The organism is Serinicoccus hydrothermalis (assembly GCF_001685415.1).
In the GTDB taxonomy this organism is placed as follows: Bacteria; Actinomycetota; Actinomycetes; order Actinomycetales; family Dermatophilaceae; genus Ornithinicoccus; species Ornithinicoccus hydrothermalis.
The window spans coordinates 3,568,491-3,584,024 of record NZ_CP014989.1; the positions used below are offsets into that span (position 1 = coordinate 3,568,491).

Below are 15,534 nucleotides of genomic sequence, written 5' to 3' on the forward strand. Positions count from 1 at the left end.
TCCTTGCGTCCCGGCGTCCGTGCCGACGAGCCCGTGCCCCTGCCACAGGGGGAGCGTGCGGGTGGCACCCGACGGAGACGACACCACGACGACCCGTGCCGCACCCGCTCACCGGCGAGGACGCGCACCGATCGCCGCGGGTGACCTGTGGCACCTGCGAGCAGGAGACATCCCATGCACAAGCTTGACGATCTCGACGCCGCCAGCCTGCGGAGCGACATCCCCGAGTTCCGCGCCGGCGACACCGTCGACGTCCACGTGAAGGTCATCGAGGGCAACCGCTCCCGTGTCCAGGTCTTCAAGGGCGTCGTCATCCGCCGCCACGGCGGTGGCCTCGGCGAGACCTACACCGTCCGCAAGGTCTCCTTCGGCGTCGGCGTGGAGCGCACCTTCCCGCTGCACTCCCCGAACATCGAGAAGATCGAGGTCGTGAGCCGTGGCGACGTGCGCCGCGCCAAGCTCTACTACCTGCGCGACCTGCGCGGCAAGGCGGCCAAGATCCGCGAGCGCCGCGACAGCGTCCCCGCGATGAAGGGTGGCGCCCCGGCCACCCAGGCGCCGGCCCAGAAGGACTGAGATCCCGGTCCAGCGCGCACCTCGACGATCCCTCGCCGGCCCCCGGCGGGGGATCGGTCTCTGTGCAGGGTCCCGGGTTAGGGTCGAGACGACCTCGAATCGACGCAAGGACGGCAGCAGGTGAGCGACCCCAGGCGGGACGGTCGGGCGGACGGCGAGCACGACGAGCCCGGCCCCGACCCTCGGGCGGACGAGCACGGCGACGACGGTCGCCGCCGTGGCGGTCTGTGGGCGGCGGTCAAGGAGATCGTGGCCATCGCCGCCACCGCGCTGGTGATCTCCTTCCTCATCAAGACCTTCCTGGCGCAGGCCTTCTGGATCCCCTCCGGCAGCATGGAGGACACCCTGGTCTACGGCGACCGGGTCATGGTCAGCAAGGTCCAGCTCGGCTCCCTCGGGGTGGACCGGGGGGACATCGTGGTCTTCGAGGACCCCGGCGGGTGGCTGCCGCCGGTCGAGCGGGTGGACCGTGGTCCGGTGATCAACGGGGCGCTGCGCGGGCTGGAGTTCGTGGGGGTCGCGCCCTCCTCGCAGGGCAACCACCTCATCAAGCGGGTCATCGGCCTGCCCGGCGACACCGTGGCGTGCTGCGACGAGCAGGGCCGGATGACGGTCAACGGCGAGCCGCTGGAGGAGGACTACCTCTTCCCGTCGGACGAGCCGAGCACGAGCGACTTCGAGATCACCGTGCCGCGGGACCGCATCTGGCTCATGGGGGACCACCGGTCGAACTCGCGCGACTCGCGCGCCAACGACGACGGCACGGGGGAGCAGGGCTCGGTGCCGCTGGAGGACGTCGTGGGGCAGGCGGTCGTGCTCATCTACCCCTTCGACCACTTCGACTGGTTCACCGTGCCGGACACCTTCGCCGACGTCCCGGACGCGCCGTGAGCACCGCGACGAGGCGCAGGACCCCGTCCCGGAGGCCGAGCCTGCGGGTGGAGCGCACGCTGCAGCGCGAGGGCTACACCGTGCTCGTCGGGATGGACGAGGTCGGTCGGGGCGCGCTGGCCGGGCCGGTCAGCGTAGGCGTCGTCGCGATCGACGCGACCTGCCGCAGCGCCCCGCAGGGGGTCAAGGACTCCAAGCTGCTCACCCCTGCCGCCCGGGAGGGACTCGTCCCGAGGATCCGGCGGTGGGCGCACGGGCACGGGGTCGGCCACGCCTGGCCGGCCGAGATCGACGCCACCGGCATCATGGCCGCGCTGCGGCTGGCCGGGGAGCGCGCCCTCGCCCAGCTCGGCGAGCTGCGCCCCGACCTGGTGCTGCTCGACGGCAACCACGACTGGCTCACCGACCCCGGGCGGGTGGGTCTGCTCGGGCTGGTCGACGGGCCGGAGCCGCCGCCGGTCCGGACCATGATCAAGGCCGACCTGCGCTGCTCCTCGGTCGCCGCCGCATCGGTCCTGGCCAAGGTGGAGCGGGACGGCCTCATGGTCGAGGCGGCCAGGCAGGAGGAGCACGCGCCCTACCTGTGGGAGCACAACAAGGGGTATGCCGCGCCCGAGCACCAGGAGGCGCTGCGTCGTCTCGGGCCGTGCACGTGGCACCGACGCAGCTGGAACATCCCCGCGGCGGGCGCGCTGCCCGCGCGCGAGGAAGGGATGGCGCCGTGAGCGCAGAGGACCTGGAGAAGTACGAGACCGACGCCGAGCTGGCGCTCTACCGGGAGTACCGCGACGTCGTCGGCCTCTTCACCCACGTGGTGGAGACCGAGCGGCGGTTCTACCTCGCCAACGAGGTGGACGTGAAGGTGCGCTCCGGGGACGGGGAGACCTGGTTCGAGGTCACGCTCACCGATGCCTGGGTGTGGGACGTCTACCGGCCCGCGCGCTTCGTCAAGAAGGCCCGGGTCATCACCTTCAAGGACGTCAACGTCGAGGAGCTGGCCAAGTCCGACCTCGACGTCAAGGGCCTCACCGACCGCGACTGAGGTCGGCCCGCGGACGACGCGCCCAGCGGAGGACCCGTGGTGTCGTTGTCGTCCACATCCTGACGTCACGGACGGGTCCGTCCACAGATCTCTGACCCCTCCCTTGTGCCCCTCCCGGGCCCGCGCTTGCCTGGATCAGGAGCGCCGGACGCCGGCGGGATCGAGGAGGGGGACATGGCTGCTGGAGGTATGCCCTGGGCGCAGGCCCGGGAGGTCGGGGACTCGGGGGAGGAGCTCGTCTGCGTCCACCTGGAGTCGCTGGGCTGGCAGGTCCTGGAGCGCAACTGGCGGTGCTCCGACGGTGAGCTGGACATCGTGGCGGCCGACGGCCCCATGCTAGTCTTCTGCGAGGTCAAGACGCGCCGGTCGGCGCGCTTCGGCGAGCCGGTCGAGGCCGTCGGGCCGGACAAGGCCCGGCGGCTGCGCACGCTGGCCTGGGCCTGGCTGGAGGAGCACGGGCGACGGGGCTCGGCCTTCCGGATCGACGTGGTGGGCGTGCTGCGCCGGCACGACGCCGAGCCGGTCCTGACCCACCTGAGGGCGGTGGCCTGATGGGCCTGGCCCGGACCCACGCCGTCACCCTCAGCGGGGTGGAGGGGCGCCTGGTCACGGTCGAGGCGCAGGGGGCCGACGGCCTCCCGGCCACGGTCATGACGGGCCTCGCCGACAACGCCTGCCGGCAGGCGCCGGACCGGGTTCGCCCGGCCCTGCGCAACTGCGGGATGGCGGTCCCGCCCCGGCGGTGGACCATCAACCTCTCGCCGGCCGGGGTGCCCAAGACCGGCAGCGGCCTGGACCTCGCGATCGCGGTGGCCATGATGGCGGCGGAGGACCATGTGCCCGCGGCGGCGGTCTCGGGCGTGGCGCAGATCGGCGAGGTCGGCCTGGCCGGCGACGTCCGGCCGGTCCCCGGTGTCCTGCCCATGGTCGTGGCGGCCGCCGCCGGAGGGGTCACGGAGGTGCTCGTCGCCGCGGACGCCGCTCGCGAGGCGGACCTGGTCGACGGCGTCCGGGTCCACCCGGTGCGCAGCCTGGGGGAGGTGCGCTCTTTCTTCCGGGCACGCGCCGAGGGGGTGTGCCTCGACCTGGACATGCCGCCGCCCGTGCCCCGAGCGGCCCTGGCGGTGCCCGACCTCGGCGACGTGGTCGGGCAGGCGGTGGCCCGGCAGGCCCTGGAGATCGCGGCGGCGGGCGGGCATCACCTGCTCCTGGTCGGCCCGCCGGGGGCCGGCAAGACGATGCTCGCCGAACGTCTCCCGGGGCTGCTGCCCGAGCTGGGCGGTGAGGACGCGCTCGCCGTGACGGCCATCCACTCGGTGCTCGGCGCGCTGCCGGTGGACGACCGGCTGGTGTCGCGGCCGCCCTTCGTCGCCCCGCACCACACCGCGTCGACGGCGGCGGTCATCGGAGGTGGCTCGAGGGCAGTGCACCCCGGCGCGGTCTCGCGGGCGCACCACGGTGTGCTCTTCCTGGACGAGGCGCCGGAGTTCCGCCGGGACGTGCTGGACGGGCTGCGGCAGCCGCTGGAGTCCGGTGAGGTGGTCATCGCGCGGGCGGACCGGCACGTCCGGCTGCCCGCGCGATTCCAGCTGGTCCTGGCCGCCAACCCCTGCCCGTGCGGCAGCGCCGGTGGGCAGTGCCTCTGCCCGCCGTTCCGGCGCAACGGCTACCTCGGGCGCCTGTCCGGACCGCTGCTGGACCGGGTGGACCTCAAGCTGGCGGTCAGCGCCGTGACCCGTGGCGACCTGACGCTGCCCCCAGGTGAGCCGTCGTCGGTCGTCGCCGCACGGGTGGCCTCCGCCCGCGGGCAGCAGGGGGAGCGCTGGCGCGACCTGGGCTACCGGCTCAACAGCCAGGTCCCGGGCGCCCTCCTGCGGGAGGACCCGTGGCGCCCGTCCGCGCGGGAGAGACGACCGCTGGAGCTCGCGATGGACCGGGGCACCCTCACCCTGCGTGGCCTGGACCGCGCGCTGCGGGTGGCCTGGACGCTCGCAGACCTGCGCGGCGCCCAGCGACCGGGCCTGGACGACGTGACCCTGGCGCTCGACCTGCGCACCCCGACGGGGGTGAAGGTCGCATGAGCGCCGTGACCACCGGCGGGGAGCGTCGGGCGCGGGTGCTCCTCTCGCGGCTCGCCGAGCCCTACGACGAGCGGGTGCAGCAGGTGGTGGCCGAGCACGGCGTCGAGGCGCTGGTCGGCTACGTCCTGCGCGACGGACGGATCCCGGGCGGGCCGGACCTGCACCGGCTGGGCGCACGGGTGGAGCGGGCCACCGCCGTCGACGACGCCGAGGTGGCGCGGCTCGTCGGCGCCCGGGTGCTGGTGCCGCAGGACCCGGAGTGGCCGGCCTGCCTCGACGATCTGGAGCATCCCCCATGGTGCCTCTGGGTCGCCGGTCCCGGGCGGCTGGACGAGGTGGTGCGCCGAAGCGTGGCGGTGGTGGGGGCCCGGGCCAGCACCGCCTACGGCGACCACGTCACCGCCGGGCTCTGCGTCGACCTCGTCGGCCGAGGCTTCACGATCGTCTCGGGGGCCGCCTTCGGGATCGACGCGGCGGCCCACCGGGCGGCGCTCGCCTCCGACGGCTGCACGGTGGCCGTGCTCGCCGGCGGAGTCGACGTCGCCTACCCCCGCGCCAACGCCGAGCTCATCGACCGCATACGGCGGACCGGGCTGGTCGTGAGCGAGACGCCGCCCGGCGGGGCGCCGGCCCGTATGCGCTTCCTCGCCCGCAACCGGATCATCGCCGGGCTGGCCCAGGGCACCGTGGTGGTGGAGGCCGGGCTGCGTTCCGGCGCCCGATCGACGCTCAAGCACGCCCGGGAGCTGGGCCGGCACGTCATGGCCGTCCCCGGCTCGGTCGACAGCCTCATGTCGCAGGGCGCGCACGCCGAGATCAGGATGGGCGCCGAGCTCGTCACGGACGGCGCCGAGGTCGCCGAGCTCGTCGGGCACATCGGCGCGGACCTCGCGCCGGTCAAGCGGGGTGCGCAGCGGGCGGGCGACGACCTGCCGGACGAGCTGCGGCGGGTCTGGCAGTGGTTGCGGCCGCGCTCCTCGAGCGGGGTCGACGAGGTGATGCTGCGCTGCGGGCTGACGCTCGCGGAGACGCTCGGTGCGCTGCGCTCGCTCGAGCGCGAGGGCCTGGCCGAGGAGCTCCTCGACGGCTGGCAGCGCAGGCCGGTGGGGTCCCGGTGACGCCCGGCACTCGGCTGCCCCGGCGTGGCACTCGCGCCGGGACGGCGCGACGCCGCCTCGTCCTCGGGCCGGTGCTGGCCGCGACCGTGCTGCTCCCGGCCCCTGGCCAGGCCCCGCAGGAGAGGGGGGTGGGCGCACCCGACGTCGCCGTGGTGGGCGCGAGCGCCTCGGGCGTCCTCGGTGCCCGGGAGGCGTCGGGCGGCACGGCGCGGGACCGGGGACGCACCGCCCTGTGGGGCTGGCCGCTGGCCGGGACACCAGCCGTCGTGCACGGCTTCGACCCACCGGAGCAGCGCTGGAGCGCCGGACACCGCGGGATCGACCTGGCCGGCGTGGCCGGGGAGGCGGTGCTGGCCGTCGACGACGGGGTCGTCACCTACAGCGGCACGATCGCCGGGGTCGGGATGGTCAGCGTGACCCACGCGAGCGGGCTGCGCAGCACCTACCAACCGGTGGCGGACCGGGTGGGTCGCGGCACCCGGGTCGCTCGCGGGGACGGGCTCGGACGGCTGGGGGAGGGCGGCCACTGCGTCCTGCAGGCGTGCCTGCACCTCGGGGCGGTCCGGGGGCGCGACGGCTACGTCGACCCCACGCCCCTGCTGATGGGGGTCGAGCTGACCCTGCTGCCGGTCGAGGGCTGAGGGACACTCGGGGGGTGACCGAGCAGCGCGACCCCGCCCGCGACACCGGGATGAGCCGACACCTCGCTCGGGTGATGGACGACCTGGTGACCATCCCGGGCACCCGCATCGGCCTCGGCCTCGACGCACTGCTGGGGCTGCTGCCCGGGGCGGGCGACATCCTCGGCTCGGGGATGTCCGCGGCCATCATGTACGACGCCGCGAGCCGCCGGGTGCCGCTCCTGGTCCTGGCCCGCATGTCGTGGAACATGCTCATCGACGCCGCGCTCGGGCCGGTCCCCGTCGTCGGCGACGCGGCGGACGTCGCGCACCGGGCCAACCGCAAGAACTACCGGCTGCTCCAGGAGTCCCTGGCGCTGGGCCACAGGTCGTCCCGGTCCGGCCCGGTCTACGTGCTGCTGGCGGCGCTGCTCATCGTGCTGCCGCTGGTGATCGGGATCGTCATCGGCATCGTCGTCCTCGTCGCGCTGTGGAGGTTGCTCATCCGGTGAGGCGACCCCGGGTGGCCGGCCGCTGACCCGGGTGCAGCTCAGGCGCGCGGGTGCGCCTGCTGGTAGGCGCTGCGCAGCCGGTCGACGGAGACGTGCGTGTAGATCTGGGTGGTCGCGAGGCTGGCGTGGCCCAGCAGCTCCTGCACCGTGCGCAGGTCGGCGCCGCCCTCGAGGAGGTGGGTGGCGGCGCTGTGCCGCAGCCCGTGCGGCCCCATGGGCGGGGTGTCCGGGAGGTGGGCCAGGAGGTCCTGCAGCGTGGAGCGCACCTGCCGCTGGTCGACGCGTCGGCCGCGCCGGCCCAGGAAGAGGGCGGCGCCGGACTCGGCGGTGACCAGCCGGGCGCGTCCGGCGGCGAGCCAGCCGGTGACCGCCTCGGCCGCCGGGGCGCCGAAGGGCACGACCCGCTCCTTGTCGCCCTTGCCCAGGACCCTCGCCGTGCCCGCCTCGAGGTCGACGTCGTCCATGTCGAGCCCGGTGAGCTCACCGACCCGCATCCCGGAGGCGTAGAGCAGCTCGAGCATCGCCCGGTTGCGCAGGTGCAGCGGGTCCTCGTCGTCGGCGGCCACGCCCGCCAGCTCCATGAGCGCACCCGCCTGGGGCGCACGCAGCACCCCCGGCAGGTGCTTTTCCTTCCCCGGCGCGACGAGACGCAGCGAGGGGTCGGAGCCCGTCCTCCCCGTCTGCTGGGTCCAGCGGAAGAAGGTCTTGGCGGCGGCGGCCCGTCTCGACACCGTCGAGCGCGAGGCACCGGCGGCGCCGATGCTGCCAAGCCAGGCGCGCAGGTCCGTCAGGCGCACCTCGGGCAGCGCGGCGACCCCCCGACCCGCGAGGAACTCGTCCAGCGCCGTGAGGTCGCCGAGGTAGGCCCGCACGGTGTGCTCCGAGCGGCCCTTCTCGATCCGCAGGTGCTGCTCGAAGGCCTCCAGCAGGTGCCGGTCCGCGTCGAACGGGGTGGTGCTCACGCGGCCCCCTCCACCCTGGTCCCGGCGACCCGGTCGTGCAGACCCCGACCCCCGGCGAGCGCCGGCGCCGCGCACGCCGCGAGCAGGGCCAGGGACAGGCCGAGGAAGACCGCTGCCCACCCCGTCTGCACCTGGTAGATGCTCCTGCTGACACCCAGGTGGGCCAGCTGCCACGGCGCGACCTTGACCAGGTTGCGCCCCCACACCGCGGCCGCGGAGGCCACGCCCCCGGCCGCACCGGCCACCACGAGTCCCGCCCACCGCTTGCCGAGCGTGGCCCGCCGACCCGAGCTCTCGGTGAGCAACAGGTAGAGCCACCACGGCAGCACCGTGATCACCGTGAAGACGAGGTCGGCGACGAGCAGTCCGCGAGGGGTCGCCGCACCCGCCCCCGGCAGCTCCAGCCGGGGCACGACCACGGCACCGACCAGGCTCAGGACCCCGATCCAGGCGCCGATGACCAACCAGTCCCCGAGCCAGGACCGCACCCGGGCCAGCGGCGCCGGGGGGCGCCAGGCGACGCTCGGCGAGGAGGTGGCGGGCGAGGTCATATCGGTCAGGGTGTCAGGAGCGTCCCAGCCCCTGCAGGCGGCGCGCCGCCTCGCGCAGCACCTCGTCCTGCTTGCAGAAGGCGAAGCGGACCAGGCTGCGCACCGGCTCCGGGTCGTCGCAGAAGACGGACACCGGGACCCCGACCAGGCCGAGGTCCTCGGGCATCCGGCGGCAGAACTCGACGGCGTCGTCGACCCCGTGGCCGGCGAGGTCGGCGATGACGAAGTAGCTGCCCTGGCACGGGCTCACCGGCACGTCGACCTCGGACAGCGCCTCGACGAGCAGGTCCCGCTTGGCCTGCAGCTGCGCCGCGAAGCCGGTGAAGAAGTCGTCCGGCATCCGCAGCCCGTGCGCGACCGCGGGCTGCACGTGCGTGACCCCGACGAAGGTGAGGAACTGCTTGACCGCGGCGACCGCGTCGACGAGGTGCTGCGGGCCGCTGACCCAGCCGGTCTTCCACCCGGTCAGCGAGAAGGTTTTGCCGACCGAGGAGACGGTCAGCGTGCGCTCGAACATGCCGGGCAGGGTCGCGATCGGGGTGTGCGTCAGCCCGTCGAAGACGAGGTGCTCGTAGACCTCGTCGGCCAGCACGACGAGGTCGTGCTCCCGCGCGATCGCCGCGACCCCCTCCAGCTCCTCGCGCGTGAAGACCTTGCCCGTGGGGTTGTGCGGGGTGTTGAGGACCAGGACGCGGGTGCGGTCGGTCACCGTCGCCCGCAGCGCGTCGAGGTCCAGCCGCAGGTCGGGGAAGCGCAGCTGCACGGTGCGGCGCACGCCCCCGGCCATGGCGACCGCCGCGCCGTAGGAGTCGTAGGACGGCTCGACGAGCACGACCTCCTCACCGGGTTCCACGAGGGCGATGAGGGTGGCGGCGATGGCCTCGGTGGCGCCGACGGTGACGAGCACCTGGCTGCGCGGGTCGAGCGGTATGCCGTACCAGCGGTCCTGGTGCTCGGCCACCGCCTCGCGCAGGGCGGGCAAACCGCGGGCGGGGGCATACTGGTTGAGCCCCTCGCGCAGCCCGCGGGCGGCGATCTCCCGCATCTCCAGCGGCCCGTCGGTGTCCGGGAAGCCCTGCCCGAGGTTGACCGCGTCGAACTCCAGGGCCCGCTGGGTCATCTCCGCGAAGACGCTGGTGCCGAAGGGTCGCAGACGCTGCACGAGGGGATCGCTCATGCGGACACCGTAACGATTCGGGGGACGGGGGCCTGGTCCCGTACTATGGGAGGCACGTGCGTCTCGTCCTGCCCTCCGGCAGGCGCGACGCGCGAATTCGCGCCCGGGCGTGACCGGTCCGCACCGCATACCTCCTCGGTATGCCGGCCAGCGGTCGGTGGCGCACCCCGCGGTCCCGCCAGAGCTCCCCGGTGAGTGCGGCGGGTGGGGAGCGTCCCCGGGCCAGGACACAACTGCAACCGAGAAGAAAGCGAGACCACGGCATGGCCGTCGTCACCATGCGCCAGCTCCTGGAGAGCGGCGTCCACTTCGGGCACCAGACCCGTCGCTGGAACCCCAAGATGAAGCGCTTCATCATGACCGAGCGCAACGGCATCTACATCATCGACCTGCAGCAGTCGCTGACCTACCTCAACGAGGCCTACGACTTCGTCAAGCAGACCGTCGCGCACGGCGGGTCGATCCTGTTCGTCGGCACCAAGAAGCAGGCGCAGGAGTCCATCGCCGAGCAGGCGACCCGGGTCGGGATGCCCTACGTCAACCACCGTTGGCTGGGCGGCATGCTCACCAACTTCCAGACCGTCTCCAAGCGGCTCACCCGCATGAAGGAGCTCGAGGAGATCGACTTCGACGACGTGGCCGGCAGCGGCCGCACGAAGAAGGAGCTGCTCATGATGAGCCGCGAGTACGACAAGCTCGCGAAGACGCTCGGCGGTATCCGTGACATGCAGAAGGTGCCCTCGGCCGTGTGGGTCGTCGACACCAAGAAGGAGCACCTGGCGGTCACCGAGGCGCGCAAGCTCGGCCTGCCGGTCATCGCCATCCTCGACACGAACTGCGACCCGGACGAGGTCGACTACAAGATCCCGGGCAACGACGACGCGATCCGCTCCGTCACGCTGCTGACCCGCGTGGTCGCCGACGCCGTCGCCGACGGTCTCATCGCCCGCTCCGGCGGTGGCAGCGAGGCCGGCGCCGAGAGCGAGGGTGGCGACAACGAGCCGATGGCCGAGTGGGAGCGTGAGCTGCTGGCCGGTGCCGAGGAGAACGCGGCGCCCGCGGAGGCCGCTGCGCCCGCCGAGGCCGCTGCTGCCGAGGCCACCGAGGCGGAGGCCACCGAGGCCGCCGCGGCCACCGAGGCGGAGGCCACCGAGGTCGCGGAGGCGCAGGCCGCTGCCGAGACCGCCGAGGCCGACGCCCAGACCACCCAGTCCTGACGCACGTCCGACGAAGGAGCACAGAAGCACTCATGGCGAACTACACCGCCGCTGACATCAAGGCCCTGCGCGAGTCCACCGGCGCCGGGATGATGGACGTCAAGAAGGCTCTCGACGAGGCCGACGGCGACACCGCGAAGGCGACCGACCTGCTGCGGGTCAAGGGCCTCAAGGGCGTCACCAAGCGTGAGGGCCGCTCGGCCACGAACGGTCTGGTGCGCGCCCAGGTCGACGGTGGCGTCGGCACGCTGGTCGAGGTCAACTGCGAGACCGACTTCGTCGCGAAGGGCCCGAACTTCGGCGAGCTGGCCGACCGCGTCCTGGCTCAGGCCGTGGCGGTCCAGGCCGCCGACGCCGAGGCCCTGCTGGCCTCCGAGCTCGACGGCAAGACCGTCAAGGAGGTCCTCGACGACGCCAACGCCACCATCGGCGAGAAGATCGAGGTGCGCCGCGTCGCCCGCGTCGAGGGCGACCAGGTCGTGTCCTACCTGCACAAGACGATGCCGGACCTGCCCCCGCAGATCGGTGTCCTCGTCGCCACCACCGGTGGGGACGAGCAGGTCGCCCGCGACATCGCGATGCACGTCGCGGCCTTCTCCCCGTCGGTGCTGCAGCGCGACGAGATCGACGCCGAGACCGTCGAGAGCGAGCGCCGCATCGCCGAGGAGACCGCCCGCGAGGAGGGCAAGCCCGAGCAGGCGCTGCCCCGCATCATCGAGGGCCGGGTCAACGGCTACTTCAAGGAGAACGTCCTCCTGGACCAGCCGTTCGCCAAGGACAACAAGAAGACGGTCGCCAAGGTGGCCGAGGAGGCCGGTGCGCAGGTCACCGGCTTCGCCCGCTTCAAGGTCGGCGTCTGACGCCCACCTGAGCAGTCACCGGAAGGCCGGGTCCCCGTCGGGGCCCGGCCTTCCGCCGTCCCGGCGCCGGACTCGCCGCCGGGACGCCACTCATACGCAGAATCTGTTCTTCGGCCGTGATGCATCACCGCAGAGGAACACCTTCTGCGTAGGAGTGCGGGTGGGGCGCCCGCCGCCGGGGCACGTCCGCCCCGGGGAGGATCGGTGCAGGTGCACCCATGCTCGCGGTATACGGGCGCTGGGCCGGGGAGGATCGGTGCAGGTGCACCGATGCTCGCCGGCTGCGGCTGCGGTCGCGCCCTGCCGCGGCGGCCGAGGGCCGCTGCACCCAGCGCCGTGTGGCAGGATCGAGCGACCGCCCCAGCACGACCTCAGGAGGATCCGCATGACCACGACGGTGCCCGCGCCCGAGACCCAGGCAGGCCCCGAGTCCGCGGACCTGCCGAGGCGGGTCCTGCTCAAGCTCTCGGGGGAGGCCTTCGGCGGCGGCCACGTCGGCGTCGACCCGGACGTGGTCAAGGGGATCGCGCACCAGATCGCCGACGCGCACCGGGCAGGGGTCGAGATCGCGGTGGTCATCGGCGGGGGCAACTTCTTCCGCGGGGCCGAGCTGCAGCAGCGGGGTATGGAGCGCGCCCGCGCCGACTACATGGGGATGCTCGGCACCGTCATGAACTGCCTGGCGCTCCAGGACTTCCTCGAGAAGGAGGGCGTGGACACCCGCGTCCAGACCGCGATCACCATGGGCCAGGTCGCCGAGCCCTACATCCCGCGCCGCGCGATGCGGCACCTGCAGAAGGGCCGGGTCGTCATCTTCGGCGCCGGGGCCGGTATGCCCTACTTCTCCACCGACACCGTCTCGGCCCAGCGGGCGCTGGAGATCAAGTGCGACCAGGTCCTCATGAGCAAGCACGGCGTCGACGGGGTCTACACCGCCGACCCGCGCCGGGACGCCGACGCCCGCAAGCTGGACCGGCTGACCTTCTCCGAGGCGCTCAGCGGCAACTTGCGGGTGGTCGACGCGGCCGCCTTCAGCCTGTGCATGGACAACGCCCTGCCCATGCTCGTCTTCGGCATGGACGGCGAGGACTCCATCACCCGCGCCATCAAGGGTGAGAGGATCGGGACACTCGTCACGGCGGGCTGACCCGCCGCCCGCACACCGACCTGCCGCAGCGACGGCATGAACGAAGGAGCACGACAGCATGTCCGAGGTCGTCGAGATGGCCCTGCTGGAGGCCGAGGAGAAGATGGACAAGGCGCTGGACGTGGCGCGCGAGGACATGACGTCCATCCGCACCGGCCGCGCGCACCCGGGCATGTTCAGCAAGCTCGAGGTGGACTACTACGGTGCGCCGACGCCGCTGCAGCAGCTGGCCAGCTTCAGCATCCAGGACGCCCGCACCGTGCTCATCACCCCCTACGACAAGGGCGCGATGAAGGACATCGAGAAGGCGCTGCGCGAGGCCGACCTCGGCGCCAACCCCAGCAACGACGGCAACGCCATCCGCATCGTCATGCCGCAGCTCACCGAGGAGCGGCGCCGGGAGTACATCAAGCTGGCACACACCAAGGGCGAGGAGGCCAAGGTGTCGGTCCGGCACGTGCGCCGCCACGCCAAGGACCAGATCGACAAGGCCGTCAAGGACGGCGAGATCGGCGAGGACGAGGGCACCCGCGGCGAGAAGGACCTGGAGTCCCTCACCAAGCGCCACGTCGACGTCGTCGACGACATCCTCAAGCACAAGGAGGCCGAGCTGCTCGAGGTCTGAGCAGCCGCGAGCCTGGCGAGAGCCACCCTCATGACCGAGCCCACCACCGGCACCGCCGCCGCGGAGCAGCCCCTGACCAGGCGGGCGGCACGAGCGGCGCGGCGGGCGGCACGGGCCGCGTCCCCGGGCCGGACCCCTCGGGCCGGGCGCAACCTGCCCGCCGCGATCGGCGTCGGGGTCTTCCTCGTCCTGCTCATCGTCGCGAGCCTGGTCTTCTGGAAGCCGGCCTTCGTCTACCTCGTCGCCGCGGCCGCGGTCGTCGGGGTGTGGGAGCTGACGGAGGCGCTGCGCAGCGGCCGGGTCGTGGCCCCGCTGCCGCCCGTCCTGCTCTCGGTCGGGCTCGTCCCGCTCGCCTACTACGGAGGCCCGGACGCCCTCGCCGTGGGCTTCGCCGCGGCCGCCGCCCTCGTGCTCCTGTGGCGCAGCTTCGGCTACCCCGAGGACGCGGCGCGCGACGTCGCCGGCGGTGTCTTCATCGTGGCCTACGTGCCGCTGCTCGCCGGGATCACCTCGCTCATGCTGGCCCAGCCCGACGGGGTGGGCCGGATCATCACCTTCATCCTCGTCACCATCGCCTCGGACACCGGCGGGTATGCCGTGGGCGTCCTGCGCGGGCGGACCCCCATGGCGCCCTCGCTGTCGCCGAAGAAGTCGTGGGAGGGCTTCGCCGGGTCGGTCGCCACCAGCGCGCTGACCGGCGTCGCCTGCGTGACCCTGCTCCTCGACGGGCCGTGGTGGGCCGGTGCCGTCGTGGGCGCGGTGGCCGCGGCCTTCGCGACCGTGGGCGACCTGGCCGAGTCCGCGATCAAGCGCGACCTCGGCATCAAGGACATGGGCAGCATCCTGCCCGGGCACGGGGGAGTCATGGACCGGCTGGACTCCCTCGTCGTCACCGCCCCGGTCTGCTGGGCGCTGCTCCGGCTCTTCGTCTGACGGGATGCTGTCGCGGCCCGCCGGACCTGAGACACTGGGAGGGCGATGACCACCGAGCTCCCCACCCCGACCACCGACCGCCCCGCCCCCGGTCAGCTGACCTTCCGCGCGCCGCGCCGGGGCAAGGCGCCCACCCACCTCGCCGACCACGACCTGGCCGGGCGCAAGGACTGGGCGCGCGAGCTGGGCATACCCGCCTTCCGTGCCGACCAGGTGAGCCGGCACTACTTCGAGCGGCTGGTCACCGACGCCGCCCAGATGACCGACCTGCCGAAGACCGGCCGGTCCGAGCTGGTCGAGGGGCTGCTCCCACCGCTGCTGACGCCGGTCCGCACGCTGTCGGCCGACGACGGTGCCACCCTCAAGCAGGTGCACCGCCTGCACGACGGCGCGATGGTCGAGTCGGTGCTCATGCGCTACCCGGGTCGGGTGACGATGTGCATCTCCAGCCAGGCCGGGTGCGGGATGAACTGCCCCTTCTGCGCGACCGGGCAGGCGGGCCTGACCCGCAACCTGTCGACCGCGGAGATCGTCGAGCAGGTCGTCGCGGCGGCCCGCGCGCTGCGGCACGGCGACCTGCACGGGGGTGAGGAGGGCACCCACGACGCGCAGGAGGCGCTGCGCGTCTCCAACGTCGTCTTCATGGGGATGGGCGAGGCGCTCGCCAACTACAAGGCCTCGCTCGGCGCCATCCACCGGCTCGTCGACCCCGCTCCGGAGGGGCTGGGTATGTCGGCGCGCGGTGTGACGATGTCCACCGTCGGGCTGGTGCCCGGGATCGACCGGCTGGCGGGAGAGGGCATACCGGTGACGCTGGCGCTGTCCCTGCACGCGCCCGACGACGAGCTGCGCGACGAGCTGGTGCCGATCAACACGCGCTGGAAGGTGGACGAGGCGCTCGACGCCGCCCGGCGCTACTTCGAGGCCACGGGGCGGCGCGTGTCGATCGAGTACGCCCTCATCCGCGACATCAACGACCAGGCCTGGCGCGCGGACCTGCTCGGCGAGAAGCTCAACGCCCGGGGGCGCGGCTGGGTGCACGTCAACCCCATCCCGCTCAACCCCACGCCGGGGAGCAAGTGGACCGCCTCGCGGCGCGGGGTCGAGCAGCAGTTCGTCGAGCGCCTCCTGGCCCACGGCATCCCCACGACGGTGCGCGACACCCGTGGCTCGGACATCGACGGCGCCTGCGGGCAGCTCGCCGCCACCGTCTGACGCGACG

The 15,534-nt window shown here is 73.3% G+C and carries 18 protein-coding genes; 15 read left to right on the top strand and 3 right to left on the bottom strand.

The features are described from left to right. Positions 1-174 precede the first annotated feature (174 nt). The 9 genes from rplS (at position 175) to SGUI_RS16805 (ending at position 6,840) form a co-directional block, all read left to right on the top strand. Positions 175-576 (top strand): 50S ribosomal protein L19, encoded by a 402-nt coding sequence (gene rplS / locus SGUI_RS16765; RefSeq protein WP_066642300.1) that lies wholly within the window; start codon positions 175-177, stop codon positions 574-576. Between the two features lie 120 nt (positions 577-696). Beyond that, positions 697-1,467, top strand: coding sequence for a signal peptidase I (gene lepB, locus SGUI_RS16770; RefSeq protein WP_066642302.1), 771 nt, complete (start codon positions 697-699; stop codon positions 1,465-1,467). Between the two features lie 47 nt (positions 1,468-1,514). Next, positions 1,515-2,192 carry a ribonuclease HII gene (locus SGUI_RS16775; protein ID WP_066642304.1) on the top strand — a complete coding sequence of 226 codons (678 nt, stop codon included), beginning with the start codon at positions 1,515-1,517 and terminating at the stop codon, positions 2,190-2,192. Next, the gene (locus SGUI_RS16780; protein ID WP_066642306.1) at positions 2,189-2,509 is read left to right on the top strand and encodes a DUF2469 domain-containing protein; all 321 of its coding nucleotides are present in this window, start codon (positions 2,189-2,191) and stop codon (positions 2,507-2,509) included. The genes SGUI_RS16775 and SGUI_RS16780 overlap by 4 nt, the downstream gene beginning before the upstream one ends. A 174-nt stretch (positions 2,510-2,683) precedes the next feature. Next, positions 2,684-3,061, top strand: a complete 378-nt coding sequence (locus SGUI_RS16785) for a YraN family protein (protein ID WP_157621899.1) — start codon at positions 2,684-2,686, stop codon at positions 3,059-3,061. Further along, positions 3,061-4,590 carry a YifB family Mg chelatase-like AAA ATPase gene (locus tag SGUI_RS16790; protein WP_066642316.1) on the top strand — a complete coding sequence of 510 codons (1,530 nt, stop codon included), beginning with the start codon at positions 3,061-3,063 and terminating at the stop codon, positions 4,588-4,590. Before SGUI_RS16785 ends, SGUI_RS16790 begins: the two co-directional genes overlap by 1 nt. Beyond that, positions 4,587-5,708 carry a DNA-processing protein DprA gene (dprA, locus tag SGUI_RS16795; RefSeq protein WP_066642318.1) on the top strand — a complete coding sequence of 374 codons (1,122 nt, stop codon included), beginning with the start codon at positions 4,587-4,589 and terminating at the stop codon, positions 5,706-5,708. Before SGUI_RS16790 ends, dprA begins: the two co-directional genes overlap by 4 nt. A gap of 128 nt (positions 5,709-5,836) precedes the next feature. Further along, positions 5,837-6,349, top strand: a complete 513-nt coding sequence (locus SGUI_RS17780; RefSeq protein WP_066642321.1) for a murein hydrolase activator EnvC family protein — start codon at positions 5,837-5,839, stop codon at positions 6,347-6,349. Positions 6,350-6,363: 14 nt separating this feature from the next. Next, positions 6,364-6,840: a DUF4112 domain-containing protein gene (locus SGUI_RS16805; protein WP_237141397.1), complete on the top strand. Its 477-nt coding sequence runs from the start codon at positions 6,364-6,366 to the stop codon at positions 6,838-6,840. A gap of 38 nt (positions 6,841-6,878) precedes the next feature. Here SGUI_RS16805 and SGUI_RS16810 read toward each other — a convergent pair whose 3' ends face one another. From SGUI_RS16810 to SGUI_RS16820, 3 genes are read right to left on the bottom strand one after another with little or no spacing between them, the layout of a single operon-like run. Continuing rightward, complete coding sequence (locus SGUI_RS16810; protein WP_066642324.1) at positions 6,879-7,802, bottom strand: tyrosine recombinase XerC; 924 nt, start codon at positions 7,800-7,802, stop codon at positions 6,879-6,881. Then, complete coding sequence (locus SGUI_RS16815; RefSeq protein WP_066642332.1) at positions 7,799-8,353, bottom strand: RDD family protein; 555 nt, start codon at positions 8,351-8,353, stop codon at positions 7,799-7,801. The genes SGUI_RS16810 and SGUI_RS16815 overlap by 4 nt, the downstream gene beginning before the upstream one ends. Positions 8,354-8,366: 13 nt before the next feature. Further along, positions 8,367-9,530 carry a pyridoxal phosphate-dependent aminotransferase gene (locus SGUI_RS16820; protein ID WP_066642335.1) on the bottom strand — a complete coding sequence of 388 codons (1,164 nt, stop codon included), beginning with the start codon at positions 9,528-9,530 and terminating at the stop codon, positions 8,367-8,369. Between the two features lie 263 nt (positions 9,531-9,793). Between SGUI_RS16820 and rpsB the strand changes: the two genes are divergently transcribed. The 6 genes from rpsB to rlmN all read left to right on the top strand — a co-directional run bounded on the left by rpsB (position 9,794) and on the right by rlmN (position 15,527). After that, a complete protein-coding gene (gene rpsB / locus SGUI_RS16825; protein WP_066642337.1) occupies positions 9,794-10,747 on the top strand; it encodes a 30S ribosomal protein S2 in 954 nt (317 codons plus the stop codon). A 32-nt stretch (positions 10,748-10,779) separates the two neighbouring features. Then, a complete protein-coding gene (gene tsf, locus SGUI_RS16830; RefSeq protein ID WP_066642339.1) occupies positions 10,780-11,607 on the top strand; it encodes a translation elongation factor Ts in 828 nt (275 codons plus the stop codon). A 385-nt stretch (positions 11,608-11,992) separates the two neighbouring features. After that, positions 11,993-12,754 carry a UMP kinase gene (gene pyrH, locus SGUI_RS16835; RefSeq protein WP_066642343.1) on the top strand — a complete coding sequence of 254 codons (762 nt, stop codon included), beginning with the start codon at positions 11,993-11,995 and terminating at the stop codon, positions 12,752-12,754. Between the two features lie 58 nt (positions 12,755-12,812). Continuing rightward, positions 12,813-13,379, top strand: coding sequence for a ribosome recycling factor (gene frr, locus SGUI_RS16840; RefSeq protein ID WP_066642346.1), 567 nt, complete (start codon positions 12,813-12,815; stop codon positions 13,377-13,379). A 30-nt stretch (positions 13,380-13,409) separates the two neighbouring features. Then, the gene (locus SGUI_RS16845; RefSeq protein ID WP_066642349.1) at positions 13,410-14,312 is read left to right on the top strand and encodes a phosphatidate cytidylyltransferase; all 903 of its coding nucleotides are present in this window, start codon (positions 13,410-13,412) and stop codon (positions 14,310-14,312) included. Positions 14,313-14,357: 45 nt separating this feature from the next. Further along, complete coding sequence (gene rlmN, locus SGUI_RS16850) at positions 14,358-15,527, top strand: dual-specificity RNA methyltransferase RlmN (protein WP_066642352.1); 1,170 nt, start codon at positions 14,358-14,360, stop codon at positions 15,525-15,527. The last annotated feature ends 7 nt before the right edge of the window (positions 15,528-15,534 follow it).

Excerpts from the sequence above, each read along its gene's own strand:
- rplS (WP_066642300.1), top strand. The coding sequence starts at position 175 with ATGCACAAGCTTGACGATCTCGACGCCGCCAGCCTGCGGAGCGACATC.
- SGUI_RS16785 (WP_157621899.1), top strand. The coding sequence starts at position 2,684 with ATGGCTGCTGGAGGTATGCCCTGGGCGCAGGCCCGGGAGGTCGGGGAC.
- SGUI_RS16790 (WP_066642316.1), top strand. The coding sequence starts at position 3,061 with ATGGGCCTGGCCCGGACCCACGCCGTCACCCTCAGCGGGGTGGAGGGG.
- dprA (WP_066642318.1), top strand. The coding sequence starts at position 4,587 with ATGAGCGCCGTGACCACCGGCGGGGAGCGTCGGGCGCGGGTGCTCCTC.
- SGUI_RS16815 (WP_066642332.1), bottom strand. The coding sequence starts at position 8,353 with ATGACCTCGCCCGCCACCTCCTCGCCGAGCGTCGCCTGGCGCCCCCCG.
- SGUI_RS16820 (WP_066642335.1), bottom strand. The coding sequence starts at position 9,530 with ATGAGCGATCCCCTCGTGCAGCGTCTGCGACCCTTCGGCACCAGCGTC.
- rpsB (WP_066642337.1), top strand. The coding sequence starts at position 9,794 with ATGGCCGTCGTCACCATGCGCCAGCTCCTGGAGAGCGGCGTCCACTTC.
- tsf (WP_066642339.1), top strand. The coding sequence starts at position 10,780 with ATGGCGAACTACACCGCCGCTGACATCAAGGCCCTGCGCGAGTCCACC.
- pyrH (WP_066642343.1), top strand. The coding sequence starts at position 11,993 with ATGACCACGACGGTGCCCGCGCCCGAGACCCAGGCAGGCCCCGAGTCC.
- frr (WP_066642346.1), top strand. The coding sequence starts at position 12,813 with ATGTCCGAGGTCGTCGAGATGGCCCTGCTGGAGGCCGAGGAGAAGATG.
- SGUI_RS16845 (WP_066642349.1), top strand. The coding sequence starts at position 13,410 with ATGACCGAGCCCACCACCGGCACCGCCGCCGCGGAGCAGCCCCTGACC.
- rlmN (WP_066642352.1), top strand. The coding sequence starts at position 14,358 with ATGACCACCGAGCTCCCCACCCCGACCACCGACCGCCCCGCCCCCGGT.